The sequence below is a fragment of the Mesorhizobium sp. M0663 genome (assembly GCF_040320585.1).
Lineage (GTDB): Bacteria > Pseudomonadota > Alphaproteobacteria > Rhizobiales > Rhizobiaceae > Mesorhizobium.
Genome location: NZ_JAMYPX010000002.1, coordinates 244,602 through 269,473 on the forward strand (window position 1 = coordinate 244,602; position 24,872 = coordinate 269,473).

The 24,872-nt window shown below is 61.2% G+C and carries 20 protein-coding genes; 11 read left to right on the forward strand and 9 right to left on the reverse strand.

Annotation, left to right across the window (positions count from 1 at the left end):
* The first annotated feature begins 18 nt into the window (after positions 1–18).
* The 4 genes from NKI54_RS04390 (at position 19) to NKI54_RS04405 (ending at position 4,306) form a co-directional block, all read left to right on the forward strand.
* The gene (locus tag NKI54_RS04390) at positions 19–1,110 is read left to right on the forward strand and encodes an ABC transporter ATP-binding protein (protein ID WP_023677147.1); all 1,092 of its coding nucleotides are present in this window, start codon (positions 19–21) and stop codon (positions 1,108–1,110) included.
* 19 nt (positions 1,111–1,129) lie between these two features.
* Entirely contained in the window at positions 1,130–2,047 is a 918-nt protein-coding gene (locus NKI54_RS04395) for a carbohydrate ABC transporter permease (RefSeq protein WP_051406145.1), read from the forward strand.
* Positions 2,044–2,892, forward strand: a complete 849-nt coding sequence (locus NKI54_RS04400) for a carbohydrate ABC transporter permease (RefSeq protein WP_031211878.1) — start codon at positions 2,044–2,046, stop codon at positions 2,890–2,892. Before NKI54_RS04395 ends, NKI54_RS04400 begins: the two co-directional genes overlap by 4 nt.
* Before the next feature lie 94 nt (positions 2,893–2,986).
* Entirely contained in the window at positions 2,987–4,306 is a 1,320-nt protein-coding gene (locus tag NKI54_RS04405; protein WP_352449655.1) for an ABC transporter substrate-binding protein, read from the forward strand.
* Between the two features lie 181 nt (positions 4,307–4,487).
* Here NKI54_RS04405 and minE read toward each other — a convergent pair whose 3' ends face one another.
* The 3 genes from minE to minC are packed head-to-tail and all read right to left on the reverse strand — an operon-like array spanning position 4,488 to position 6,311.
* Positions 4,488–4,760, reverse strand: a complete 273-nt coding sequence (gene minE / locus NKI54_RS04410; protein ID WP_023677151.1) for a cell division topological specificity factor MinE — start codon at positions 4,758–4,760, stop codon at positions 4,488–4,490.
* Positions 4,757–5,572 (reverse strand): septum site-determining protein MinD, encoded by an 816-nt coding sequence (minD, locus tag NKI54_RS04415; RefSeq protein ID WP_023677152.1) that lies wholly within the window; start codon positions 5,570–5,572, stop codon positions 4,757–4,759. The genes minE and minD overlap by 4 nt, the downstream gene beginning before the upstream one ends.
* Before the next feature lie 19 nt (positions 5,573–5,591).
* Positions 5,592–6,311 (reverse strand): septum site-determining protein MinC, encoded by a 720-nt coding sequence (gene minC / locus NKI54_RS04420; RefSeq protein ID WP_352587357.1) that lies wholly within the window; start codon positions 6,309–6,311, stop codon positions 5,592–5,594.
* A gap of 238 nt (positions 6,312–6,549) precedes the next feature.
* Between minC and NKI54_RS04425 the strand changes: the two genes are divergently transcribed.
* Positions 6,550–7,410, forward strand: coding sequence for a hydrolase (locus NKI54_RS04425; protein WP_023677154.1), 861 nt, complete (start codon positions 6,550–6,552; stop codon positions 7,408–7,410).
* A gap of 94 nt (positions 7,411–7,504) precedes the next feature.
* Here NKI54_RS04425 and NKI54_RS04430 read toward each other — a convergent pair whose 3' ends face one another.
* Entirely contained in the window at positions 7,505–8,611 is a 1,107-nt protein-coding gene (locus NKI54_RS04430) for a glycosyltransferase (protein ID WP_352455346.1), read from the reverse strand.
* An 8-nt stretch (positions 8,612–8,619) separates the two neighbouring features.
* Complete coding sequence (locus NKI54_RS04435; RefSeq protein ID WP_352635897.1) at positions 8,620–10,170, reverse strand: GumC family protein; 1,551 nt, start codon at positions 10,168–10,170, stop codon at positions 8,620–8,622.
* Positions 10,171–10,337: 167 nt separating this feature from the next.
* Here NKI54_RS04435 and NKI54_RS04440 point away from each other — a divergent pair, with 167 nt between their 5' ends.
* Complete coding sequence (locus tag NKI54_RS04440; RefSeq protein WP_352635899.1) at positions 10,338–11,648, forward strand: VpsF family polysaccharide biosynthesis protein; 1,311 nt, start codon at positions 10,338–10,340, stop codon at positions 11,646–11,648.
* 19 nt (positions 11,649–11,667) lie between these two features.
* Here the strand turns inward: NKI54_RS04440 and NKI54_RS04445 are convergent, their stop codons facing one another.
* Positions 11,668–13,110: a glucosamine inositolphosphorylceramide transferase family protein gene (locus NKI54_RS04445; protein WP_352690766.1), complete on the reverse strand. Its 1,443-nt coding sequence runs from the start codon at positions 13,108–13,110 to the stop codon at positions 11,668–11,670.
* A 201-nt stretch (positions 13,111–13,311) separates the two neighbouring features.
* Here NKI54_RS04445 and wecB point away from each other — a divergent pair, with 201 nt between their 5' ends.
* From wecB to NKI54_RS04460, 3 genes are read left to right on the forward strand one after another with little or no spacing between them, the layout of a single operon-like run.
* A complete protein-coding gene (gene wecB, locus NKI54_RS04450; protein WP_352635901.1) occupies positions 13,312–14,466 on the forward strand; it encodes a non-hydrolyzing UDP-N-acetylglucosamine 2-epimerase in 1,155 nt (384 codons plus the stop codon).
* A complete protein-coding gene (wecC, locus tag NKI54_RS04455) occupies positions 14,459–15,790 on the forward strand; it encodes a UDP-N-acetyl-D-mannosamine dehydrogenase (protein WP_352635903.1) in 1,332 nt (443 codons plus the stop codon). Before wecB ends, wecC begins: the two co-directional genes overlap by 8 nt.
* Complete coding sequence (locus tag NKI54_RS04460) at positions 15,787–16,590, forward strand: WecB/TagA/CpsF family glycosyltransferase (protein ID WP_031211886.1); 804 nt, start codon at positions 15,787–15,789, stop codon at positions 16,588–16,590. Before wecC ends, NKI54_RS04460 begins: the two co-directional genes overlap by 4 nt.
* Positions 16,591–16,634: 44 nt before the next feature.
* Here the strand turns inward: NKI54_RS04460 and NKI54_RS04465 are convergent, their stop codons facing one another.
* Positions 16,635–18,074 carry a lipopolysaccharide biosynthesis protein gene (locus tag NKI54_RS04465; protein ID WP_352690767.1) on the reverse strand — a complete coding sequence of 480 codons (1,440 nt, stop codon included), beginning with the start codon at positions 18,072–18,074 and terminating at the stop codon, positions 16,635–16,637.
* Positions 18,075–18,243: 169 nt separating this feature from the next.
* Between NKI54_RS04465 and NKI54_RS04470 the strand changes: the two genes are divergently transcribed.
* Positions 18,244–19,362, forward strand: coding sequence for a glycosyltransferase family 4 protein (locus NKI54_RS04470; RefSeq protein ID WP_352635906.1), 1,119 nt, complete (start codon positions 18,244–18,246; stop codon positions 19,360–19,362).
* On the opposite strand, the gene asnB is transcribed toward NKI54_RS04470, so the two are convergent.
* Together asnB and NKI54_RS04480 are read right to left on the reverse strand one after the other, a co-directional pair.
* Positions 19,336–21,261 (reverse strand): asparagine synthase (glutamine-hydrolyzing), encoded by a 1,926-nt coding sequence (gene asnB / locus NKI54_RS04475; protein WP_352635908.1) that lies wholly within the window; start codon positions 21,259–21,261, stop codon positions 19,336–19,338. The genes NKI54_RS04470 and asnB overlap by 27 nt on opposite strands.
* 167 nt (positions 21,262–21,428) lie before the next feature.
* Positions 21,429–22,670: a glycoside hydrolase family 5 protein gene (locus NKI54_RS04480; protein WP_352569044.1), complete on the reverse strand. Its 1,242-nt coding sequence runs from the start codon at positions 22,668–22,670 to the stop codon at positions 21,429–21,431.
* Positions 22,671–22,786: 116 nt separating this feature from the next.
* On the opposite strand from NKI54_RS04480, the gene NKI54_RS04485 reads away from it, so the two are divergent.
* Positions 22,787–24,715: a heparinase II/III family protein gene (locus tag NKI54_RS04485; RefSeq protein WP_352635910.1), complete on the forward strand. Its 1,929-nt coding sequence runs from the start codon at positions 22,787–22,789 to the stop codon at positions 24,713–24,715.
* Positions 24,716–24,872 lie beyond the last annotated feature (157 nt).

Below are 24,872 nucleotides of genomic sequence, written 5' to 3' on the forward strand. Positions count from 1 at the left end.
CTGAGGAGGAGCGTCGACGTGACGGCCGATATCGAGATCAGGAACGTGAGCAAGCAGTTCGGTGCCATGACGGTGCTGGATCATCTGTCGCTCTCCATAAGGGCACGCGAATTCATCGTGTTCCTGGGCCCGTCCGGCTGCGGAAAATCGACGCTTCTTCGAATGATTGCCGGGCTCGAAGCTGTCGACAGCGGCGAGATTGCCATCAACAACGAGCGCATCGATCATCTGCCACCGGGCAAGCGCGGCATTGCCATGGTGTTCCAGTCCTATGCGCTTTATCCGCATATGACGGTGCGCGACAACATGGCCTTCGGCCTTGCGAATATCGGCGTACCAGGCAAGGTCATCGAGGCGCGCATCAATGAAGCCGCCCGCATGCTGGAAATGCCGCATCTGCTCGATCGCAAGCCGGGCCAGCTCTCCGGCGGTCAGCGCCAGCGCGTCGCCATCGGCCGTGCGATCGTCAAGGAGCCGAAGGCCTTTCTGTTCGACGAGCCGCTCTCCAATCTCGATGCCGCGTTGCGCACCCGCACCCGCATCGAGCTTGCCCAGCTTCACCAGCGGCTGCAATCGACGATGATCTTCGTCACCCATGATCAGGTCGAGGCAATGACGCTGGCCGACCGCATCGTCGTCATGAACAATCGCAAGATCGACCAGATAGGTACCCCGATGGAGATCTACGAGCGCCCGGCGACCAAATTCGTCGCGGGTTTCGTCGGCGCGCCGGCGATGAACTTCGTCGATGCGACGCTTGACAGATACGGCAAGAACGCCACGGCCAGGTTTGCGGACGGCGTCTCGGTGCAGACCGAGATCGCCTCCAGCCAACTGACCGATGGCAAGTACACTTTCGGCATCCGTTCTGAAGACGTGCGCATCGTTGCCGCCGGACAGGGCAATGCCGGCGGCGTGGTCGATGTGCTCGAGCGGCTCGGCGAACGCACCCTGATCTACGCGCGGCTGGGCGATGGCCAGCAGATCGTCGGCTCGGATGCCGGCAACAGCCGCGTCGCCGTCGGCGACAGAATCGGGCTCGCCTTTGATGGCCAGAAATCGCATCTGTTCAACGAGACCGGCCGCGCCTGGCATGCGAGGGAGGCCTGAGATGGCTGACCGGCTGGCGATGTCCCCGACCGCGACGCTTGCTGTCGGCGTCAGAGCCCCTACCGCCGACATCTATGCGCCGCAATGGCGAAACGTCATTTTCGTTGCGCCATTCTTGTTCTTCTTCACCACGCTGCTGCTCTTCCCGCTGCTCTGGGGGATGTGGCTGAGTTTCCACAAGGCCGACACGTTTTCGTCCGGAAATTTTGTCGGTCTCGGCAATTACGCCAGGCTGTATCACGACAAGGTCTTCCTGCAATCGATCTGGAACACCTTCTATTTCGTGCTTCTGACGGTGCCGACGCTGGCGCTGATCGGCCTTTTCCTGGCGCTTTGCCTCAACCGCCGCACGCGCACTGCCGCGGTTTTGCGGACGCTGTTCTTTTCCTCGTCGGTGCTATCGGTCACCATCGTCACGCTGATCTGGCGCATCGTCTTCATTCCGAATGTCGGCCTGTTGTCGACGATCTACGGATGGTTCGGCGCAACGGCTCCGGCCTTCATTTCCGATCCCAGCCTGGCGATGGTCGGCATCGCCATTGCCACCATCTGGTGGTGTATCGGCCTGCCGATGATGCTCTTTCTCTCGGCGCTCCAGCAGATTCCACAGGATATTTACGAGGCGGCAGCGCTGGACAATGCCAATCGCTGGCAGACGCTACGCTCGATCACGCTGCCGTCGATCAAGCGGACCTTCATCCTGGTGATCATCATCCAGATCGTGCTGCAATTCCAGCTGTTCGGCCAGGCCTGGCTGATGACGCGCGGCGGTCCGAACAACCTGACCAAGCCGATCGTGCTCTACATCTACGATACCGCATTCCGTCGCTGGGATCTCGGCCTGGGCGCCGCTGCATCGGAAATCCTGTTCATCCTCATCCTGGTCGCGGCCATGGCCCAGTACCTGGTGACACGCAGCAGGGGAGACCAGGCATGAGCGCCACAGCAGCTTCCATCAAGGGCCGGGCATTTGGCGACCATTTGTTATTGGCCCTGGTCATCCTGCTTTCGATCGTCATGATCGCGCCGGTTCTGTGGGTCATCGGCCTGTCACTCAAGGACAATACGGAGCTGATGGCCGATCCGAATTCGGTGTTTCACGCGCCCTATACGCTGAAGAACTACATCAACACCGTCGGCACCTCGTCGGTGTTCATCTGGGTGCGCAACAGCATCATCGTCTCGGGCGGATTGACGCTCGGCACGTTGATCCTGTCGTCGCTCGCCGGCTACGGTTTTGCACGGCTGAATTTCCCCGGCCGAGACGTGCTGTTCGTGATCGTGCTGTTCGGTCTGGCGGTCCCGGAACAGGCCGTGCTTGTCGCCCGTCACCAGATCTTCAGCATGCTGAAGTTCCACAACACCTATCAAGGGCTCATTCTGCCGGGCCTTTCGGCTCCGTTCGGTGTCTTCCTGATGACCCAGTATTTCAAGGCCATCCCGAAGGAGCTGGACGAAGCCGCCATGCTCGATAACGCCAGCCGGCTCAGAATTTTCTGGAAGGTGCTTCTGCCGCTCACGCTGCCTGCGCAGGCGACGCTCGGCATCTTCACCTTTCTCGGCGCCTGGAACGACTACTTCTGGCCGCTGATTTCGGCGACGAAGAAGGACATGTTCACGCTGACGGTCGGCATGGCCTCGACCCAGACCAACTTCGCCCAGTCCGAAGGCATCGGCTTCCTGATGGCGCAGGCGGTGTTCGCCGGTGCACCGATCCTGATCGTCTACCTGTTCTTCCAGAAATACATCGTCACGGCGGTCTCCGGCGCTGCGGTGAGATAACGAAGATTGCCTGACGGCCGGGGGAATGCGCAGCGATTGAAGCACGAAAGCCAATCCAGGGTGGAGCGGCGGAAACTCAGTAGGAGGAACTGATATGAAACTGAAGAAAATACTGTTTGCAGCAGTCTCTGCGGGCGCAATGATGCTCGCAAGTCCAAGCTTCGCGGCCACGGAGCTGAGCGTGCAGCGCTTTTTCGGCGCCTGCGATGCCGATTTCGGCACCAACACCGATGCCACCAAGGCCGTTGGCGAATGCGGCATCATCACCTCGCTAATCAACAAGTTCAACGCCGACAATCCCGATGTCCATGTCAACGTCACCACCGTGGAATGGCCCGGCTATGATCAGCTGACCGCGCAGTTCGCTTCAGGCGACGCTCCGGACATCGTCACGATCCATGAATCCGTACTGTCGGATTATCAGTCGAAGGGCCTGTTGATGCCGCTCGACGATCTCTTGAAGTCGGTCGGCGTGACACCCGACGCCTTCACCGACGCGGCACGCAATGGCGCCACCAAAGACGGCAAGGTCTATGGCCTGCCGATCGACAGCTGGACGATGCTCTATCACGTCAACATGGATCTTTTCAAACAAGCCGGCCTGGTCAATGCCGACGGCACGCCGATTTTTCCAAAGTCGCCCGAGGAACTGCTCGCCCAGGCCGAACAGTTCAAGCAGAAGACGGGCAAGCCTTATTTCGTCCAGAACCTGACCAATGAGACTGCACTCTACACACGCAACCTCTACACCTATCTTTTCCAGCAGGATTCCGATTTCTTCGCCGATCCGAAGCATGTGAAGTTGAATACGCCGGAAGCCAAGAAGGTCGTCGAGATGTACAAGGCGATCTTCGAGAAGGGCTACACCACCAAGGATCTCGATTATGGCGGCTCGATCAACGCCTTCCTTGCCGGCGAGGGTGGCGTCCACCTTAACGGCACCTGGGTGGTCGGCGATTACAACGCCCAGTCCGAGACCAAGGGTACGGCGCTCAACAAGGGCGGCTATGCGGTCTATCCGTATCCGCAGCTGTTTGGCGGCGCCCACGCGCAATATGCCGACGGCCACACCTGGGCCGTTTCGCAGAAAGACCGCACGCCTGAACAGATCGCGGCCATCGGTAAATTCCTGAAGTTCTTCGCCGACAACGACTTCGAATGGTCACGCACCGGTCACCTGCCGGCCTATAAGGCCGTCATCACCTCGGACGCGTTCAAGGCCCTGCCGCATCGCAACACGATCTCTGCGGTCGCTGATCTCGGCAAGCCGCTGCCGTCCGCCGTACAGCGTCAGTTTGCGATCCAGGACATTATCGGCGAAGAGATGAGTGCAGCAATCAGTGGCCAGAAGGACGTCGACACCGCCCTTGCCGACATGGAAAGCCGCGTCAACGAATTGCTCGCCAACATCTGACCACGGTTTCGAAAGGCCCTCCCAAGGCCCCCGCGGCTGGAAACGGCCGCGGGGTTTTGGTGAGGGAGTGGTTATTGTCCTCGAATTGCGAGAACTTGCCGGTGGCGACCGGGTCAAACACGCCAACCACGGCGCCGCAACCTCGGCAGCAGCCGACGCAAGCCCTGGCCGGAGGATTCCGTTAGAACGCCGCGGCCATGGGCATTGCGACCTTGTTGGGGATCTGGATGTCGATCTCCAATCTCGACGTCGTTTCGCCGTGATCCATGCTCACCTGCAGGAAATCCTGGTCGACCTGAACATGCCGGGCGATCACCGCCATGATCTCCTCGCGCAACACCGAGACGAGATCGGGCTGGTTGCGGCTTCGACGCTCGTAAGCCAACAGCAGTTGCAAGCGTTCGCGCGCCACCGGCGCGCTGCCGCGGCGCTTGAAGATATCGAGCAGGTTCATGCTGCCCTCCTTCCCAACAGCCGGTCGAGGAGGCCCCTCCGCTCGAAAGGCAGAATGACCGGCAGGTCCTCGCCCTCGAGTCTTCTTGCCGCGTCGATATAGGCGCGTGCGGCGGGGTTGGTGTTTTCGCTGAGCGTAACCGGCGCGCCCACATTGGATGCGCGCAGCACGTCCTGGCTCTCGGGAATTATTCCCAGCAAGGGCGTCGACAGGATCTCGAGCACGTCATCGATGCTCAGCATCTCGCCGCGGGCAGCGCGCGCAGCATCGTAGCGCGTGACGAGGACGTGTTTGACAATCGATTCACCTTGCTCGGCTTTCATCGTTCTGGAGTCGAGCAGGCCGATGATGCGATCGGAATCGCGGACCGAGCTCACTTCCGGGTTGGTGACGATTACCGCCTCGTCGGCAAAGCGCATGGCAAGTTGCGCGCCCCGCTCTATGCCGGCTGGGCTGTCGCAGAAGACGTAGTCGAAAACCGATCGCAGCTTGTCGATGACATCGGCGACGCCTTCCTCGGTGAGAGCATCCTTGTCGCGCGTTTGCGAGGCCGGCAGCAGGAACAGCGTTTCGAGTCGCTTGTCACGGATCAGCGCCTGCGAAAGCTTGGCGGTTCCCTGAATGACGTTGACGATATCGAAAACAACGCGCCGCTCGGCACCCATGATCAGATCGAGGTTGCGCAGGCCGACGTCGAAATCGACGAGAGCCACCCGCTTGCCGGTTTTCGCGACCGCGGCGCCGAGAGCGGCCGTCGAGGTCGTCTTGCCGACACCCCCTTTGCCGGATGTGACAACCACTACCTTGCCCATATTTGTGCCTCCAATGTTGTTAGTTGAGCGGTGCGACGCAAAGTGCGCCGTCCTCGAGAAAGGCCTGTACCGGCCTTCCTCGCGAGGAGGCGTCCATCTCCTCGGCAGTGCGGTACCAGCCGTCCACCGCCAGAAGTTCGGCTTCGTTTTTCCGGCAAAAGATGCGAGCCGCGGAATTTCCCGTGGCGCCGGCGAACGCACGTCCACGCAGCGTGCCGTAGACGTGGATCGATCCTCCGGCGATGATCTCGGAACCGGAACTGACGGAGCCGACAATGACCACATCGCCATCGGGATGAAAGATCGACTGGCCGGAGCGGATCGGTGCCTTGATCATCAATGAGTTCGGCGCCTGCGGCTCTTCCGTCTTGGCCTCAGCTGCGGCCTTCGGGTGCGGCTGCACGTAAAGCGCGTCGGCGGTGGCCTCCTTGGCGCCAACGAGGAGCGGCGGCAGATCGGCATCGAGAGCTACATTGCCATCGGCCTCGATCGCGTAGATGCGAATCCCGCGCTCCGCGAGTTGTAAGACCAGATCCCGCATCTCGCCCACCTCGGGCTTGAGTATATTCAGATCGAGCACGACCGGGCGGCCGGCAAAGAAGCCGGGAGAGTTTTCGGTCCAGTGATCGAGGCTTTGCAGCCATTCCCCTAGCGGGGCCTCAGGGGTGAGGGTGAAGGCTACAAACGAGCGCGCTCGAAAGCGTATGGACTTGTTTTGGATGGGAGAGACGCAGGTCACAGAGGCGAGTCCTTACTGATTGGTTAAGGCTAGCCCGGCATGGTTAACGAAAAGTTAATGGCGGCTTCCCGAGGCGTTGGCGGAGGCATTCTTTTTGCCCCTGATCGCCCCGCCGGCGCCCTGCTTCCGATGCACGACGAGGTCCTCCTCGCGGCTGCCTGGAGGCGCCTCCAGTTCACGAGGTCGGCCGACCGGTATATTGTTGCCGGAATGCCGGGCCTATTAAGGAGTTATCGATTTGACAAGCGTTGCCAAGGGGCCTGTCGCGGATCGCGGTCGCGCTACCTATGACCTTGGCGCGACCGCCATCTTTGCTTCCAAATCAGACCCGCGCTTTCACTATTGCCTGTATGTGCCTCCCGCGGTTGGGGAAGGGGCCAAAGTCGATCTGATGGTCGCTGTCCATGGCACCGGCCGCACCTCTTTTCTTGGATTCCGCGATGCGTTTTCCGAGTTCGGACGCTGGAACGGCTGCGCCGTTTTGTGTCCGCTGTTCCCAATCGGCGTTCTCGGGGATGATGCCCGCAGCGGATACAAATATTTGCTCGAGGGCAACATACGCTACGATCAGGTGCTGCTCGCCATGGTTGAGGAGGTCAGCGCCAAATACAGTCAGGATTGGAGCCGCTTTGCCATGTTCGGATTTTCCGGCGGCGGGCATTTCACGCATCGTTTTGCTATCCTGCATCCCGACAGGCTCTGGGCGGCCTCAATCGGCGCGCCAGGCTCGGTGACCTTGCTCGATCCGACGCGTGACTGGTGGGTGGGCATTCGCGATCTGCCGGAGAAGTTCGGCATCACCTTCGATGCCGCAGCGCTGGCAAAAGTGCCTTTCCAGATGATCGTCGGCGACGCTGACCTGGAGACTTGGGAGATCACTCATGTCCAAGGCAGCACCCATTGGATGCCGGGCGCCAACGATGCGGGGCGAACACGGCCGGAACGCCTCATGGCATTGTGTCGATCGTTCGAGGAGGCGGGGGCGCGCGTGCGCTTCGATTTGCTGCCAGGCGTATCTCATGAACGGGATGCGGTTCTCGATTCGGTCAAGGATTTCCTCGCCCAACAACTCAAGGAACGAGGGAATGCCTCACGATAAATTCGTTGCGCCCCAGCCCGTGAAGAGATTATCGCAATCAAAGCCCGACCACGTCGACCGCATCCAACCGCGATCTGCTGGCAGTGCGTAACGACTAGAGCAACGCTTCGTATTGATCGCCAATCTTGTCGACTGTGAAATCCGCCGCCCTGTTTTTCAGCACGGCAGCAGGGGTGGGGTGGTCCAGCATCTCGGCCATCGCCTTCGCCAGGGCCGCGGCGTCACCGACCGGCACCAAGGTGCCGAAACGGCCGTCAGCGAGTATTTCGCGCGGGCCATGCGGAGCATCGGTGGAGATTACGGGGACACCGGCGGCCATGGCCTCGACCAAGACGTTGCCAAAGCCTTCGCTGGTCGATGACAGAACGAACAGATCGGCCGCGGCATAGCAAGCCGCGGGATCGTTGACATAGCCGGCAAAGAGCACGTCCCCGCCTATGCCTGTCTCTTCGGCATAGGCGTGCAATTCGGCAGCCAGCGGACCTTCGCCGAAGATAACAAGCCGGGCGGGGCGGCCGGCGCGCAGGGCAGCGAAGGCCCGCAGCAAAGTCCGGTGGTCCTTGACCGGCACCAGGCGCCCGGCGGTGGCAATGACCGGCGCATCGCCCATCGCCGCCAACGCTGCCTGCCAGGCATAGGAAGTCCCCGGCGGTGCTTCAGCCGGCGGCAGCGGGTTATTGATGACGACGACCTTGGATTCGGGGAAGCCGCGGGCGATGATGTCACGGCCGACACCCGCTGAAACGGCGATGGCTTTGGTTGCGCGCGCTGCAACCAGCGCGGAAAGCCAGATCGCCAGCCTCGCGCCGAGGCCGCTGGCAGGCAGCGAGGCGGCGGCATGGAAGCTTGGAAAGAATTTTGCCCGGCTTCTGGCCAACATGAGTGACAGCGCCATCACCAGATTGGCGAATTCCGGGGCGCTATAGACCGCATCAGGATCAAGGCGGCGGAACAAATTTGCGCTTCGCACGATGCCTTTCAGCGTCGCCGACTTGGCGTAACCCTCGCCGCGCAAGAGAAGGCCGAAGTCGACCAGATGCACGGCAGCTGAACGCAGCGCGGCGTTAGGGCCTTCCGCGTTCCAGGTAAAAAGCGTGACCTCGTGGCCACGCGACGCCAGTTCATTTGCCATCAGGACGAAAACACGTTCGGCGCCGCCGCCCCTCAGGCTGGCGATGTGGAAAACGATGCGCTTCACCATACCTTGCTTCAGGCTCGGCTGGCGGCAAGGCCTGATCGGTTCGGCGGCCGGCGCATGTCGCGGATGATGCCCATGCCGATGGCCAGCAGCATGCCCAGGGCAAAGCCTGCGAACGCTCCTGCGCCTGCCACCAGGGCAGTGCGCGGGGGCCATGAGCGCGCTGGCGGGGGCACCGCGGTCGAAATCACCTGTACGTTTGTGGTGTCGATCTGCTCGCGCTCGCTGATTTGGCGCGCACGTGACAGGAAGCTCTCATAGACCGCTCTCTTCGAGGCGGCATCGCGTTCAAGTTCACGCAGGGCGACTTCGGATTCGCTGTCGGTGAATACATTGCTCTTCAGATCGTTCATCCTGGCGTTGAGAGAAGCCAACGAGGCCCCGGCCTTGTCCAGGCTGGCCTTTGCCGTGCCGATGGTGCGGGAGAACTCGGCCCGGAGTTGCGAGTTGACGGTCTCGAGTTCCGTCCTGAGCCTGACAATCGTCGGGTGGCGCGGACCGAAGGTCATCGACTGTGAATCGATCTGCTGCCGCAGGCTGTTTGACCTGTCGCGCAGCGCCGCGAGCGCTTCCGAAACCGTGGGGTCGGGATTGGCCCCGTTGATACCGGAGGCAACCAGGGCGTCGTAGCTTGCCTGCGCGGCGATGACACGCGATTGCGCATCGACGATTTCGCCATTGAGCTGCGTCAGCGTCTGCGAACTGACGAGCTGGCCATTGCTGGACGACAGGTTGTGGCTGCGCCTGTAGCTCTCGACCTTCTCTTCGGCTGCCTGCACGTCGCTCTTGAGTTGGCCAAGCCGGCTGTCAAGGGCAGCCGCGGCACGGCTGGCGCCGGCAGCTTCCGCCTTAGCCAGTTCTTCCTGGAAGTTTTTGACTATGGCCTGCGAGATCAGGATCGCCTTGGCGGTGGTTTCCGCAGATACCGAGAGGGTTGTGACAAACGAGGTCGGATCCGCGATGGCGTCTACCCGGTCCGCCAGGTTCTTCAAGGCGATGAGCCCCGGGTCGGGCTTCGCCACGGCGCCGGACGAGGATGTGCTCCGGTCCGGATCGAAAAACTCCGGATCGTGAGTCAGATTCAGTTCGTCCACCACACGGGAAAGCACGTTGCCCGAGGTCAGGATGCGCTGCTTGCTGCGCGTGCTGAGCAGCTGGCTATCGACCTGGCCCGGTTGCGAGTAGAGGTCGTTTTCCACAACCTGCAAATTGGATGGGTTGATGAGGACCTCGGTCGTGACGGTGTAACGCTGCTTGCTCAGCAATGCATAGGCGCCGCCGACAATGCCGCCGATTACCGCCAGCATGAAGGCCAGGGCGAGGCCGGCCCGCAGCCAGACGAACAGGCGTCGAAAATCGAGCTCGAGGAAATCGCCGATCTTGTCCAGGGTCACCGTTGCGACAGGCTCTGGAGGTTGCGGCGTCACCGGCGCGGAGCTTAGCGCCGCGACTGGGCCATGCTGTTGCAGCAATGCCCTGCGCCGTGCATTGGCGATACGCTCGAATGCACTGTTATTGGAAGCCGTCGCGGAGATAGGGGGTGTGCCGGAACCGGCAGACATGGTGACAACCCTTGTTAAATCATTACGCTTGGCCTGCTCTACAGAAACATCGTTAACATCTTATTTTCCAAGTTGGCCCATTTTACCGCTCACGCTGTCCGTCCGGCGGACGTTGAAGGGATTTCGTTGCCCAGAATGCCGTTCGAATATCGCCATTTGGATGGGCCATGAGCTATCCCGCTGCCGCTTCGGAACGATTATCGTCCAGCCGAGCGCGCCGTCAGAACGCGCTGTCGCTGCTGTTTTTCCTATGCGCAGCGTTCGCGCTCCTGCTTCGCTTTACGGTATCACCGCAGGTGATGAACATGGTCGTCGACTATACGGCCCAGGGAGGCTCGTTCTACGAGAAGCTGCATTTCGGCACCTATGCGATCATCCTGCTGCTTCCTATCGTTCTTTTCAGCCGGCCGTTTCTGCTGCACGGCGACGAAATTGGAATATTCAAGGCGTTGATCCGCTATTCGGTGCTGATGTTCGCGCTGGTGCCCTATCTGTTCGTTACCGGCCGTGCGGGCTCCTCCGGGTTCATCATCGATACCTATCTGGTGGCCGGCGCCACAGGCCTGTTGATGCTGGCATTGAATGCAGAGGTGCGGCGGGCGCTGGGGGACGTCGTGCTTGGAATGGCGATCCTGAGCGCTGTCATCGGCACCATCGAGGCGGTGAGTCAACATCGGCTGTTGCCCTATGGGTTGAACGAACTGCAATTCAGGCCAACTGGCCTGTCGGCCCATCCGCTGGCACTGGGCGCGCTCTGCGCCACAACCATCGGATTCGTGCCGCTGACGCACTGGCGCATATGGGCGCGGGTGATGGCGATCTTCCTGTTGTTCATCGGTTGCGCTGCATCGGGCGCTCGCGCCGCGCTGATGCTCGCCACCGGCGAAATCCTCATTCTGCTGCTGTTCGTGCCTTGGCCGGGCCTGTCGCTCAAATATGAGCGGCAGGCCAAATTTGTCGTGCTGATGTTCACCGTGACGGGTGGCGCGGTGCTCGTAGCGGTACTGTTTGCGGGCGGTCTGCTGAATCGGTTCAGCAACACCATCTTCGACGAAAACTTCATGGCCCGGGTGACCATTTATCAGGTGTTCGGACTGGTCAGCTGGAACGACATCCTGTTCGGCATGAACGTTGACGACCTGCTGGCGATCGTCCGGCAGAAGCTGCATCTGCCCTACATCGAAAGCGCGCCGGTGGTAATTATCTTGCTCTTCGGCCTGCCCATAGCCCTGCTGTTTACAGCGCTGATATTCTGGTTCGTCTTCCGGCTGCTGCGCGGGGCGCCGCTGCCGGCATGGATCGGCACCATAACGTTCTTGCTTGCCGCGCTGTCAAACAACGCGCTTTCGTCAAAAACGCCGGACATGACGATCATCGTGGTGTTGCTGCTTGCCTACAGGAAGCAGCCCCATGGAGGCTCGCTCGAGAGCATGCCTTCGGCCGCTGCATCCAGCCCAAACCCGGCTGGATCTCGTTAAGCACGGACCTCGGATCCGGTCAGCCGGCGCTGTCCACGACCTCGACACCGCCCGCGCGATTGAGCGTGTGAATGCCGGACCGAGCCCATGCCGGCCCGGGATCGATTGAGCGGGGCAGTTCAAAACGGACGTCGAAATCATCAAGCCGATCCAGCCGCATCAATCCCAGGCCGCCGCCATAGGCTCTAGACCCGTTTTGCACCGGCAGCAGCAAAGCGTCGCCCTGGCGGATAAAGGCGCCGCCCGGCCGAGTGGCGGAGTGGTCGACTGCGACGGGATTGAGCGCGTGCGCAGCCCACGGCCCACGCAGCGCCGGGGCGGAATAGACGGCCATCGTGTCGGACGCGCTGCCGTGACCGAACCGCTCAGTCCCCAACAGCCAGAAGCGACCGTCGGATTCGAGCAGCGTGGCGTCGTTGAAATCCCTGTCCGTCATCAGCACCGTATCGCGTACCCAGCGATCAGGAAACTGCTCGGCACGGTAGAGCACCAGTTCTCGCGCCGTAGCGCTTTCAGGGATCATGAAAATCTCGCCGGAGTGAGCAAACACCTGCGGATATGACAGGTGATGCGCTTCCTCCAGCACCACTTTCGGCACGCCGAAAGTGCCGTCGGTGCCAAGTTCAGCGACAGAAATCACCCCGCGGCCGGTGGAGTAGGGAAACTCCTCGACAAACAGAAAATGACGGCCGTCGCGCTCGAGAACGAACGGATCGGCGTAGAAGCGCTGCCCGTCATCGGCAAGCACGGTGAACGGCTTACCATCCAGCTGTCCGGTTTCGGCGACGCCTGGACCGTCGATCAGCCGATAAGCAACCTGCCAATAGAAGGGGCGCCGACCACGTCGCAGTTTTTGCACGGCGCGGTCGACCAACCCCCTGCCGAAAAAGGGCAGATAGCGCCCGATAAATCCGCCTTTCTGCAGGGGCGGCGCCGGGCTCTCGGCAATCGGCGCAAGTTTGCCCGCGGAAAAGCGGGCGACACATTGGGCAATCAGGGAGATGGCGCCGGCGAGCAGGTCGTTGCTGGTTCGAGACAGCCACAACCTGTCGCTGATCATCGGCCGCGCTCTGGCGACGGCAACGCCGTCGAGCCGAGCGGTGAGTTCGGGCAGCCGCCCGCTCGCCAGCATCTCGGTCATGCCCGCGGCAAAGCTGCTTTGGCCGCAAAATTCGAGCGTCAGGACAGGCGTGCCCCGTCGTGCGGCGGTAGCGGTGAGATCGACCATAAGATCGACTGGGCCGGTGTCGCCGGACGGCAACGGCCGGGAACGGCTTGCCAGTGAGGGGCCGAAGCGCCGGCCCTCGAGCGCCAGCACGTTATCCATCGTGCGCGCATTGGGTTCAGGCGTCGGCGCGCGGCAACTCGAAACCGCATGTCCAGCTGCACTCAACCGCGCCAGAAGCTCATTTTCCCAGCGCCGGGATGTGTCGGCGTGGCCGATGATTAAAATATTAGTCAATCCAATATATTCTTTTTCAAGACTACTGTCATAGACTACTTGTCAGCCCAACCTTTCACAAGAGTTAAACCGGGAGAACGCGGCCTTGGTTGTTAATCATATATTAAGAATTGAGATCACGAAGGCGCTTTCCGGCGCTATTATGGCTCTTGCGGGCAATAGTCGGCATGTCCCGAAGGCTGCAGGCGACCAGGATCAGCGATGAACGTCCTTTCACGTCCAAAACTGCCATCCAGGCAGAAACTGCTGATCGTGTTCGGCACTAGGCCGGAGGCACTCAAATGCTTTCCAGTGGCGCGTGCCGCCCTTGCTCATCCAGGCTTCATCACCGAAATATGCATCACCGCCCAGCATCGTGAAATGGTCGACCAGGTTGTCGAGCTGACCGGCCTGCCGGTGCATCACGATCTCAACATCATGCAACCCGGCCAGTCGCTGTTCGACGTGACCTCGCGCGTGCTCCTGGGCATGGCCGAGGTGCTGGAAAAGTCGCAGCCCGATATCGTCATGGTACAGGGCGACACCACCACGGCGATGGCCGCGGCTCTGGCTGCCTTCTACAAACGCATCCCGGTCGCTCATGTCGAAGCAGGATTGCGCAGCCACAACATCAACTCGCCGTTTCCTGAAGAACTGAATCGCAAGATTGCCGGCGACATCGCCACCTGGCATTTTGCGCCGACCGTTCAGGCGCGCGACAACCTCATCGCCGAAGGAAAGGCCGAAAGCACCATCTTCGTGACCGGCAACACGGTGATCGACACGCTGTTGCATTTTTCAAGCGCGATCGATGCCGACAGGCTGATGAACGCGAAGCTCGCTGCCAGCTTCCCCTTCCTCGACCCTTCCAAGAAGATGATCCTCGTCACCGGACATCGCCGCGAGAATTTCGACGGCGGCATCCAGCGCATCTGTACGGCGTTGAAGGGATTGGCGGCGCGCGGAGACGTGCAGATCGTCTACCCTGTCCATCCAAACCCCAATGTGCGCTCGGTGGTCAACGCAGAGCTGGAAGGCGTGCCGAACATCCATCTGGTCGAGCCGCAGGACTATCTGCCGTTCCTGTACCTGCAGAAGCAGAGCTATCTGGTGCTTACTGATAGCGGCGGCGTGCAGGAAGAAGCGCCTTCGCTCGGCAAGCCGGTGCTGGTGATGCGCGAAAATACCGAGCGACCGGAGGGGATCGTGGCCGGCACCGCCCGTCTTGTCGGCACCGATGTCGAGAAAATCCTGTTCAACGCCAATCGCCTGCTCGACGATCAGGCTGCCTATCGCGGCATGGCGGAACGACACAACCCATATGGCGATGGCCGGGCCAGTAACCGGATTGTTGAGGAACTGCTGCATCATGGCTGAAATCAAAACCGTTTCCGTAATCGGCATGGGCTATATCGGCCTGCCGACCTGCGCCATTTTCGCCAGCCGCGGGCTCAACGTCATTGGCGTCGATGTCAACGGAGCGGTGGTCGAGAAGGTCAACCGCGGCGAAATCCACATCGTCGAGCCGGACCTTGACGGTCTAATCCAGAAGGTCGTGGCGAACGGCAAGCTCATGGCCTACAGCACGCCGCAGCCGGCGGACGCCTATATCATCGCCGTGCCGACCCCGATGACCCACGATCATAAGCCGGACGTGACCTACGTGCTCGCGGCGGCACGAAGCATCGCCCCCGTGCTGAAGCGGGGAGACCTTGTGGTATTGGAATCGACATCGCCGGTTGGAACCACGCGTATCATGACCGGGCTGCTTGCCGAGTTGCGGCCTGATCTCAAATTTCCTGTCCAGCATGGCGAAGACGCCGATGTGCTGGTCGCCTATTCGCCCGAGCGTGTGTTGCCGGGAAAGGTGCTGACCGAGCTGATCAACAACGATCGCTCGATCGGCGGATTGTCCCGCAAATCGTCGGAGCGGACCGCGGCACTCTATTCGACCTTCGTCACCGGCGACCTGTTCATGACAACGGCCGAAAGTGCTGAGCTGGTGAAACTGACCGAGAACGCGTTCCGCGACGTCAACATCGCCTTTGCCAACGAGCTTGCCGCCGTGTGTCAGGATCTGTCGCTCAATGTATGGGAAGTGATCGATCTCGCCAATCGACACCCTCGCGTGAACATCCTCCAGCCGAGCCCGGGCGTTGGCGGTCACTGCATTGCGGTCGATCCATATTTTATCATCGACGCCGCACCCAACAGCACGCGGCTGATGGCTTCGGCACGCCGGATCAATTCCGAACGGCCGATGTCGGTGGTCAGGGATATCGAGGCCTTGCTCGACCCCTCCCGCAAACAGACGATCGCCTGTCTTGGCCTCAGCTTCAAAGCCAACATCGACGATTTGCGCGAGAGCCCGGCCGTCAAGGTGGTGAAACTTCTGTCCGATATCCCCAATGTGAAGATCATTGCGGCTGAACCCAACACAAATGCGCTGCCGCATGAGCTCGAGGGCAGGGGCATCGTGTTCACCGACGCACTTTCGGCCATCGACAAGTCCGATATCGTCGTCCTCCTGGTCGACCATCGGCAGTTCAATCTGGTCGACCCCGAAGCGCTCAAGGACAAGAAGCTCGTCGATACGAGGGGTCTGTGGACGTGGCGCAAGGCACGCAAGCCCGACGCCCGCATCGAAGGCAAGAAACCAGAGGTCGCACAAGTGACGCTTGCAAGGGAGCAGGCCGCATGAACGCGCACGCCCCGGCATGGGCGCAGCATTCCCTGTTGGCATCACGGCGCCGGGAGTTCCTTGGTGCACCGATCCATGCGCTGACCATGGCCGAGACACTGGCCATCGCCGACGAGGCGATGACCCTGGGGCGGCCGCTGCATCATGTGGTCGTGAACGTCGCCAAGCTGGTGACCATGCGCCAGAATGCCGAGCTGCGCGAGGACGTGGCCGGGGCGGACGTGGTCAATGTCGACGGCATCGGCGTGCTTTGGGGTGCACGTCTGTGCGGCGTCGCGCTGCCCGAGCGGGTGGCGGGCGTCGACATCATGATCAATCTGCTGAGCCTCTGCGCGAAGCGTGGATTCAGGCCGTATCTGCTGGGGGCCGAACAGCACGTTCTCGACGCGGTTGTAGTGAGACTTGCCAAGGACCATCCGAGCCTCGTCATAGCGGGAATGCGCAACGGCTATTTCAAGCCGGAGGACGAGGCCGGGATCGTCGCGGCGATCAACGCCTCGGGCGCCGACTGCCTGCTGGTGGCCATGCCGACACCGCGCAAGGAACGCTTTCTCAAACGCTACCGCGATGAACTCGCCTCAAGCTTCGTGATGGGCGTGGGCGGCAGTTTCGACGTCTATGGGGGCAAGGTTGCCCGTGCGCCGAAGCTGATACAAGCGGCCGGCCTGGAGTGGCTGTTCCGCGTCGTCCAGGAGCCGCGACGCTTGTGGCGCCGCTACTACGACACCAACACTGCCTATGCGGGACTGCTGTGCCGGGAGTTCTGGGAGCGTCGCTGGCGCCGAAACGCCGGTTTATAGTTTCGCGTTCCCCCACAAAACAGGCGTTGACCCTGGACTTCGCTTTACGCGATCCGTAGCCGCGCCCGCAGCTGGGCGACGAATTGCGTCGCTGCCACAGGGTGGAACAACGAGGTCAGCCCGAAGAAAACCGCAGCACCGGCAGTGCCGCCGGCGACAAGCGAGAAGATTGCCGGCACGTCGCCGGGCACCATGCTGGCAAGCTTGGCGGCCACCCCCGTGCTGAGCGAGATGACCACCGAGACACCGATGTCGCGCCATGGCACCGGCACCGGTGTGAGCCGCTCGCTGATGATGATGCAGGTTATGGAGCCCACCACCGAGCCGCCCGCCAGCGCCAAAGCGGCGCCGATCTCCGCCATCGGGGGGATCAACAGCAGGGACAATGCGATTGTTGCCACCGAGCCGAAGAGATTGGCGATGATCAGCAGCCACGGCCGCTTGTGCGCGTGCACCACGACGCCATAGACGAAGCTGGTGAGGTTGGCGCACAGCACGCTGAAGGCAATGATCGGAAACAGCAGGCCGAAGCGGCCGTGATATTGCGAGGGCAGCATAAGCTCGGTGATATCGCTGCTGAGCGCGACCAGCATCGCTGCAATAGGCAGGCAAAGCCGCATCGTCAGCGCCATCAGTTGCGACAGCAGCCGGCCCGACGCCGCGGGCCCATCCTCGTCGAACCGGCTGACCACCTCGGGAAAGGCGCCCATGTTGATGGCGTTGGCGACCATGTCGATCGGCTGGCGGGCCAGCGCATAGGCTGCGGCGAAGATCGCCACAGCGCTGGCATCGTAATAGATCTTGAGGAACAGACGCTCCGCGCTGTTGAGCCCGAAGCCTACCAGCGCCATGATGATCAGCGGCACACCGAGCGCAAAGAAGTCCCTGTGGGTGAAGCGCGGCGGACCGGCAACGAGCCGTCGCGATGCCATGATGCCCGCCACGATGCCGGCAATCAAGGCGCCGAAGCTCGAGCCGAGCGATACCGTCAGAAAGCTATCCTGGAAGATAAGGATAGCGCCGATCGGCAGCGCGAGTTGCAGCAGGGCACGCAGGGCTTCGAGCATCGAATAGACCGAATGGCGCTGCTGCATCTGCAGCACCGTCAACGCGAAGCGGCTGATGGACCCGGCGACCAGATAGCCGCAGACTGCGATCGCGAACTCGACCCAGCGTTCAGGCACGATCACCGCCGACGCGCCTACCGATATGACCAGCGCCAGTGCCGTGGTGGCAAGCAACACCTGCCCGGCCAGCATCAGGCTGCCGCGGCTGACTTCGCCCTTGCCGCCAAGCCTGAGCAAGGCGATGCGCAGCCAGTTGGTGACGGCAATGTCGGTCATTTCGCCGACGGTCACCACCAGGGTGAGCAGGCCATACTCGGTCTGGTCGATCAAACGCGTCACGACGACCAGCAGGAGCAGCGCCGAAATTCGCGTCAGCAGGATCGCCGGAGCATAAATGAGCGTGGAACGGAGCAGCAAGGGCGTGTCCCTGGAAAACTCACCTTCGACTAGCCGCCGACTGGCGGAAAATCCAGCCCGATGACGCCGAAGGGTGAACAGATTCAGTTTGAACTAAAAGATTTGCCGTAAACCTTATCGGGAACGTTTGCTTTGCAGTTACCCGGTCTGTGTTATTTAGAGTACCATCATGTTGCAGCGCCTCATATCCGATCGAAAAATACATGTCCTGGTCGCGACGCCCTCGGGCGTTTCGGGGCAGGGCGGCATCGACCGCATCATGGGGGCGCTGAAGCAGGAGTTCGAACGGCAAGAAATCGCCGACATCGATGTGTGCTTCCTTGCCAGTCGTGGCCCGGGGCATGTCGGACTTTCGATCTTCTATATGCTCGGTTTTTGCTTACGGATGCTTAAAGCGCGTCTGGCTGGACGCGCCGATGTCATTCATATCAACATCTCAGTTTCCGGCAGCACCTACCGCAAGATGGTGATCGCCGCCTGCGCACGGCTGCTGTCGATACCCTATGTCCTGCATTTGCACGGGGCGCAGTATCAGACATTCTGGAAAGCCGACCGCGGTTTCATAAGCCGCCTTATCAAAGCTCTGTTCGAGCATGCCGATCGGGTGATCGTTTTGGGCAGGCTTTGGCGCGATTTCGTCGCCAGCCGGGCGCCGGGCGCAGCCGGCAATATCGTGATCGTGCCCAATGCGACCGAAGTCCCGTCGCTGGCGCATGTCGGCGGCGGCGACCATGTGCATATCCTGTTCCTGGGCCGCATCGGCGACCGCAAGGGCGTACCGCAATTGCTCGAGGCACTGCACCGCATGAGCCCTGTCAAGAATTGGCGCGCCACGATTGCCGGCGATGGCGAAGTCGAGGCGGCACGGGCAAAATCGGCCGCGCTGGGGATTGCAGACCGGATCGCCTTTCCGGGTTGGGTGGGACCGGACGATGTCGCATCGCTGATTTCTTCGGCCGATATTCTGGTTCTTCCATCCTTCGCCGAAAATCTGCCGATGTCGGTGATCGAAGGCATGGCAGCCGGTTTGGCGGTGGTGGCGACCCCGGTTGGCGCCGTCGAAGACATAATCACCGACGGGCAATCCGGGCTGCTGGTGCCGCCAGGCGATGTTACAGCGTTGACCGAGGCGCTGAGCCGCCTCGTGGAGAACCCGGCACTGCGGGCAAAGCTTGGTGCCGGTGCCATGGCCGTGCATCGGGAACGGCTTGAGCTCGCCCCGTTTGTCGGCGCAATCTGCGATGTCTGGCGGTCGGCGGCGTCAAGCCGTCAACCGGTCAAGCGCTGACGCCGATGATGACGGCGGCGCTTCAAGCCTGAATTCGCGGTGGAATATCTCCAAATTCAACAGCGCCCATATCAGCTTTTCGTGATCTGCAGCACGCGTGGTGTGTTCCGAGACGATTTGATTTAGCTGTTTCGGACTCAGATAGCTGCGAATGACGGAGTGAGGCGAGCAAAGATGGTCATGCACGTAGTTCCTCATCGATCCGCGAAACCATTCGGCGACCGGTACCTTGAACCCGACCTTGCGGCGGCTGAGAATTTCCTCTGGGAGGATATTGGCCATGCTGTCGCGCAGGATCTGCTTGCTGTGCAACCAACCCAGCCTGTAGCGATCGGGCAATTTGCTGACGAATGAAACCAGGTCTCGATCGAGGAACGGCATTCTTCCTTCGATTGAACCGGCCATCATCATGTGGTCGCCTCGTTCCAGTAGATTGTCAGGCAGCCACGATGTCTGATCGAAAAACAGCACGCGGCGAAGATGGGAAGCCGCAGCGCTTGACGAGAACGGAAAGTCGTTGCGCTCATAACGGCGATTTGCGGACGCGCCGATCAGGCAAGCGCGCTGCTGCGCCGAAACGGCTCCAAACCAGGAGACCATCCGGGCGGCAAAGTCCCTTTCGCCGGCGGTGCGGGCAAACGTATCGACCTTGGCCGACGCGCCCGGCATGGCGCGTACCAAAGGGGAAAGGACGTTATCGTGCAGCGAGGCTGGAACAAGCGACTGGTAGATCCCGGCCAGTGATTCCGCGCGATGCTTGGGATAGCCGCCGAGAATCTCGTCGGCTCCTTCTCCGGTGAGCACCATCTTGACGTCCTGCGAGGCGCGCTCCGACATCAGGTAAATTGGAATATCGCTGCTTTGCGAAACAGGTCCCCCGCGTTGGCGAACCATCGCGGGCAGGTGATCCATCAGATCGCCTGGCTGAATGACAAGTTCGCAATGATCGGTCTTGAAATGATCGGCAACGCGCCGGGCGAATCCAAGTTCGCTATAGGCTGCGTCGTCGAACCCGACGGAAAACGTGCGAATGGGCGTGGCGCTATGCCTGGCCATCAGGGCGACGATAGCCGAGGAGTCGAGTCCTCCGGAGAGAAAGGCCCCAAAAGGTGCATCGCTGCGCATCCTGATCTCGACGGAATGGTCGAGCAGTTCCAGAAATCGCTTCTTGGCGGTTTTTCCGTCGATCCGCTCGGTCAGGGCCGCCTGATCCGGAGGCGTATAGTAGCGCGTTTCCTTGACCACCCCTTGCGACCAGACAGCATAGCTTCCGGGATTGAGCTTGCGGATCTGTTTAAAAAGCGTGCGTGGTCCCGGCACATAACGCCAGTTCAGATACTCGTCCACCGCATCCAGATCGAGTTGCTGCGCATCTTGCTGCGCCGACAACAATGCGTTGATCTCCGAGGCAAACAGCAGCAATCTTTCGCTTTGCATGAGGTAAAGCGGCTTTTCCCCGAAGGGATCCCGGCCGAGGATCAATTCCTGCCTCTGAGCATCCCAGAGTGCAAAGGCGAACATGCCGCTCAGCCGGTCGAACATGGACAAGCGCCATTGATCGTAGGCTCGGAGCAGCACCTCGGTATCGGAGCGCGTTCGAAAATGATGGCCAAGGCCGATCAGTTCCTGGCGCAACTCGATGTAGTTATATATCTCTCCGTTGAAAATTATTTTGAGACGGCCGTCCTCAATCTGCATCGGCTGATTTGACTCAGGCGCCAAGTCAATGATCGCCAGGCGGCGATGGACCAATGCCAATTGTTGCTCGCCGGTATTCAGGTCCAATATCTCGGTGCCTTCGGCATCGGGACCGCGATGCCGCAATGCGTTTGACATTCTGGCGGCCCGCTCTTGTGGATTTTTAGCCCTTCGACCGATCCATCCGGCAATTCCACACATTGTTCCCCCTAGGCGCGCGCATTCCTCAATTCAGTACAACAAATGTGTTAAACACTTCGTGCCAATACAACCCAACCGGGAGAAAGCTGCCACGGGCCGTTCCTCGATCGAGCCTGGCGGTCAGGGGTTGCCACCGGTTGTTCGCTGGTGAGGGCGAGTGACGGCACCTATGGCAGGCCCAATGCCTGCAGCATCTCCGGGTCGGGAACCGGGGGACCATCGGGCGGGATGAGGCTCATCCCATAGGGATTGGAGAATTCCCAGACAGACCATGGGATAGCGAAGCGTTCGGCCTCTCGGCGCACTGCCTTGAGATAGCGCGAACGGTCGGCCTCAAAGGCGCCCATGCGGCCGTCCGCGGACATGAGGATAGCGCCGAATTCGCCCATGAAGAGCCGCCGGCTGGGAATGCCATGGCCTTCAGCCCAGTCGACAGCCTGGCGAAAGCTCGCCTCCAGTTGGCTCTGGCCCCAGTTCTGCTCGAAATAGTTCGCGATTGCTTGGCGCGCGGTGGCCATGTTCATGACCTGCTCGACCCTGCTCAAGCCGGCAGCTTCCATCCGTGCTCTAAGGGTTTCGGTCACCACTTCGGGTGTACTGCTGTCGGCCGGCCAGGGAAGTCCCGAAGCAAAGCTGATCGTGTCATCGGGCCGCTGGTGGGTGAAGCTGTGCGGCTCATACATATGGAAGCTGTAATAGAGGTTTGGGTCATCAAAGCTGGGGCTGAGGTTGACCAATCCGGCAATGCTGCCGCCGCAGGCGCCGGTTGCAACGATGGTAAGTTCGCTGCTGACCGCTCGAATGTCGTGGACGGTCCCTGCCATGATCCGCTGCCAGTGATCGCTGCCGCTCGCATCGCAAGGGTAGTACGCGGGCTCGTTGTAAGGTTCGAGGGCGACTTTGTCGGTGCCTATCTTGACCAGCGTGGCGGCGACCGCCACAACCATTTGACGATAGCGGGCAACGCCCTCGCTGTCGGCGCCGCCATAGATCATCTCCATGCTGTAGTCGGGAATCTGAGTGACGCCATGCAGGTCGAAAACCACCTTGAGGCCGGTCGACGTGATCCGCTCGACGGCGGCGGCAAGTATGTCCAGCGCCTGCTGCCGCTTGGCGTCCCCGCTGGCAAGCAGCGGGCCGGGATCGACGCTCAGCCGGACGAAGTCGAAGCCCATCGATCGGATGTGGGCAAACACCTCCCCGGCCGGCCGGTCAGTGAGCGGCCTGCTTTCCGCAAGCCACTCCTTTTCGCTGCGATAGGGCGGCCAAACGTAGGTTCCGTCTTTCTCCACCGGCGACCAGTTGAGCCACTGATGCACGCCAACGCCGCGCTTGAGAGGGACGGGCTCTGCCTCGGCCGCCACAAGCAAGACGAGCACCCAGGCAACAACATACACCGCTTTTCGCATCGCTACCTCCGCATGCTCGCGGGAGATATTAACCGCAACGAACGGGAAAGAAGATTGCCGGCCCGCAGCTTTTCGACGGCATGGTATACAAGGACCGAAACGTTGACGGGGCGTGCATGAGAATCGGCTGGTACATCAACCGATTGCGCAGCATGGGACCGGCCGAGGTGTTGCACCGGCTGGGCGAGCAACGTCGAAGGATCGCGTCGCGCCGCCGCGATGATGGGTGGGAGCGCTATCCATCGCCGCAGTTGCACCCAGTGCTGCCTGGATTTCGCCATGCTGCGCTGGCAGCGACCGACGCTCAACGGCAGTCCATAGCGGCGGCCGCGCAAGAGATGCTGCATGGCCGGTTTTCGGCACTCGGGCGGACATGGCCAAAGCGTGAGCCCGATCTTTTGTTTCCTGCTGAGCTTTGGCGTCTTGATCCGGTAACCGGCAGGCTTTGGCCTGGCGCCGAGGCTCATACGTTCGATATCGATTTTCGCGATGGCGGCGACCTTGGCGATATAAAATATGTCTGGGAGGTCAACCGGCTGCAGCAATTGCCAGTACTGGCTGCACACCTGCTCCTCAGCGAGGACAATCGATCCCGGAGTGCCATTGAGGCGGCAATCGGCAGTTGGCATTCCGCCAATCCGCCGTTCCGAGGCATTGGCTGGGCTTCCGGCATCGAAGTAGCGCTGCGAGCCATCAGCCTGATCGTCACCCTGGACCTTATCGGTGACCGGCTTGACCCGGCGACGCTGCGGAAAGCTGGTGAGATACTCGCGGCAAGCGCCTATTGGCTGCCGCGGTTTCCGTCGCGATATTCCTCCGCCAACAACCATCTCGTCGCAGAGTTGGCTGGCGAATATCTGGTTGGCCTGGCGCTCGGGGCCGAATCCGAAATTGCCCGCAGCGCCCTCTTAAATGAGACGCACAAGCAGATTCTTGCCGACGGCGCCGGTGCCGAGCAAACGCCGACCTATGCAGCCTTCAGCGCCGAACTCATCTTGCTGTGCGCCGCCGCGGCACGCCAGGCGGGAACGCCGTTTCCCTCGGCCGTCGAAGCGCGTCTGGGCGCCTTCGCCAATTTCGTCGGCTGGCTGCCACAGAAAGCCGCCCGCTTCGGCGACGACGATGAGGGCCATGTGCTGAAGCTGGGCGACGAGCCGAACTATATCCGATCCGTCGCGGCCGCCATCCACGGCTTACTGGGGACGCCGGGCAACGCGCCGGAGCCTGACGATTTTCGTTCGCTTTTCTTTGGTGCGCCGTCAGGCCCGGCGCCCGCGGTGCATGGCTTGCAGACATTCACGCAAGGCGGGCTCTCCGTCTGGCGCGGAGCAATGAATGGCCGCAATGTCGAACTGACGTTCGACCATGGACCGCTCGGCTATCTCTCGATAGCGGCGCACGGCCATGCCGACGCGCTGTCGCTCACCCTGTGCATCGACGATGAGCCGGTGCTGGTCGATCCCGGCACCTGGCTCTACGGTTCGGGAGGCGCATGGCGCGACTGGTTCCGCTCCACACCGGCGCACAACACGCTCAACATCGAGGGCAAGAGCCAAAGCACCATCGCTGGAAATTTCAACTGGTCGCACAAGGCAGTCGCAGCGCTGGTGGAGAGCGAGCCGGGACCGCACTGGAGGCTGAGCGCCCGGCATGACGGCTATAGAAGCCGCCTCGGCGTCGTGCATCAGCGCACTTTGGCGCGCCAGGCCGATGGCATCCTCATCACCGACCAACTGCTCGGCGGCAGGCGCCAGTCCGAGATCGTCTTCCAACTGGCCGCCGGCCTCCATGCCGACCGGCACGAAGATACGGTCACGGTATTGCGCGGCGACGAGGTACTGTTGGCCATCCGCTTTCCTGATGCTGCGCTCGATATCGGCGCCGGCGGTGACATGCCGGGCCAAGGCGGTTGGGTTTCACTGCGTTTTGGCACCAGGCAGCAAGCCGAACGCCTCGCCTGGCACGGTGAAGTGGGCGAAGCCGGGATCGATATCCATCTTGCCCCAATTCACCCGCCGCAACAGCAAAAACCGGTGCCAACGTAGAGTTGCCGGGCGAGTTCCAGCCGTATTCGACATTAATTACGTTTGGACATTTAGCGGTTTCGTTACCGTTGATCTGCTAGTCTCGCACCATCCAGCCTGCTTTGCCCGCTGCGCCCGCAACAGCCACTGGTTGCAGGCGGCGTAGCGAGTTTGGCGG

Bases quoted from the DNA above. Each gene is read 5' to 3' on its own strand.
- NKI54_RS04395 (WP_051406145.1), top strand. From the start codon at position 1,130: ATGTCCCCGACCGCGACGCTTGCTGTCGGCGTCAGAGCCCCTACCGCC.
- NKI54_RS04400 (WP_031211878.1), top strand. From the start codon at position 2,044: ATGAGCGCCACAGCAGCTTCCATCAAGGGCCGGGCATTTGGCGACCAT.
- NKI54_RS04405 (WP_352449655.1), top strand. From the start codon at position 2,987: ATGAAACTGAAGAAAATACTGTTTGCAGCAGTCTCTGCGGGCGCAATG.
- minE (WP_023677151.1), bottom strand. From the start codon at position 4,760: ATGAACCTGCTCGATATCTTCAAGCGCCGCGGCAGCGCGCCGGTGGCG.
- minD (WP_023677152.1), bottom strand. From the start codon at position 5,572: ATGGGCAAGGTAGTGGTTGTCACATCCGGCAAAGGGGGTGTCGGCAAG.
- NKI54_RS04430 (WP_352455346.1), bottom strand. From the start codon at position 8,611: ATGGTGAAGCGCATCGTTTTCCACATCGCCAGCCTGAGGGGCGGCGGC.
- NKI54_RS04435 (WP_352635897.1), bottom strand. From the start codon at position 10,170: ATGTCTGCCGGTTCCGGCACACCCCCTATCTCCGCGACGGCTTCCAAT.
- NKI54_RS04440 (WP_352635899.1), top strand. From the start codon at position 10,338: ATGAGCTATCCCGCTGCCGCTTCGGAACGATTATCGTCCAGCCGAGCG.
- wecB (WP_352635901.1), top strand. From the start codon at position 13,312: ATGAACGTCCTTTCACGTCCAAAACTGCCATCCAGGCAGAAACTGCTG.
- wecC (WP_352635903.1), top strand. From the start codon at position 14,459: ATGGCTGAAATCAAAACCGTTTCCGTAATCGGCATGGGCTATATCGGC.
- NKI54_RS04460 (WP_031211886.1), top strand. From the start codon at position 15,787: ATGAACGCGCACGCCCCGGCATGGGCGCAGCATTCCCTGTTGGCATCA.
- NKI54_RS04470 (WP_352635906.1), top strand. From the start codon at position 18,244: ATGTTGCAGCGCCTCATATCCGATCGAAAAATACATGTCCTGGTCGCG.
- asnB (WP_352635908.1), bottom strand. From the start codon at position 21,261: ATGTGTGGAATTGCCGGATGGATCGGTCGAAGGGCTAAAAATCCACAA.
- NKI54_RS04480 (WP_352569044.1), bottom strand. From the start codon at position 22,670: ATGCGAAAAGCGGTGTATGTTGTTGCCTGGGTGCTCGTCTTGCTTGTG.
- NKI54_RS04485 (WP_352635910.1), top strand. From the start codon at position 22,787: ATGAGAATCGGCTGGTACATCAACCGATTGCGCAGCATGGGACCGGCC.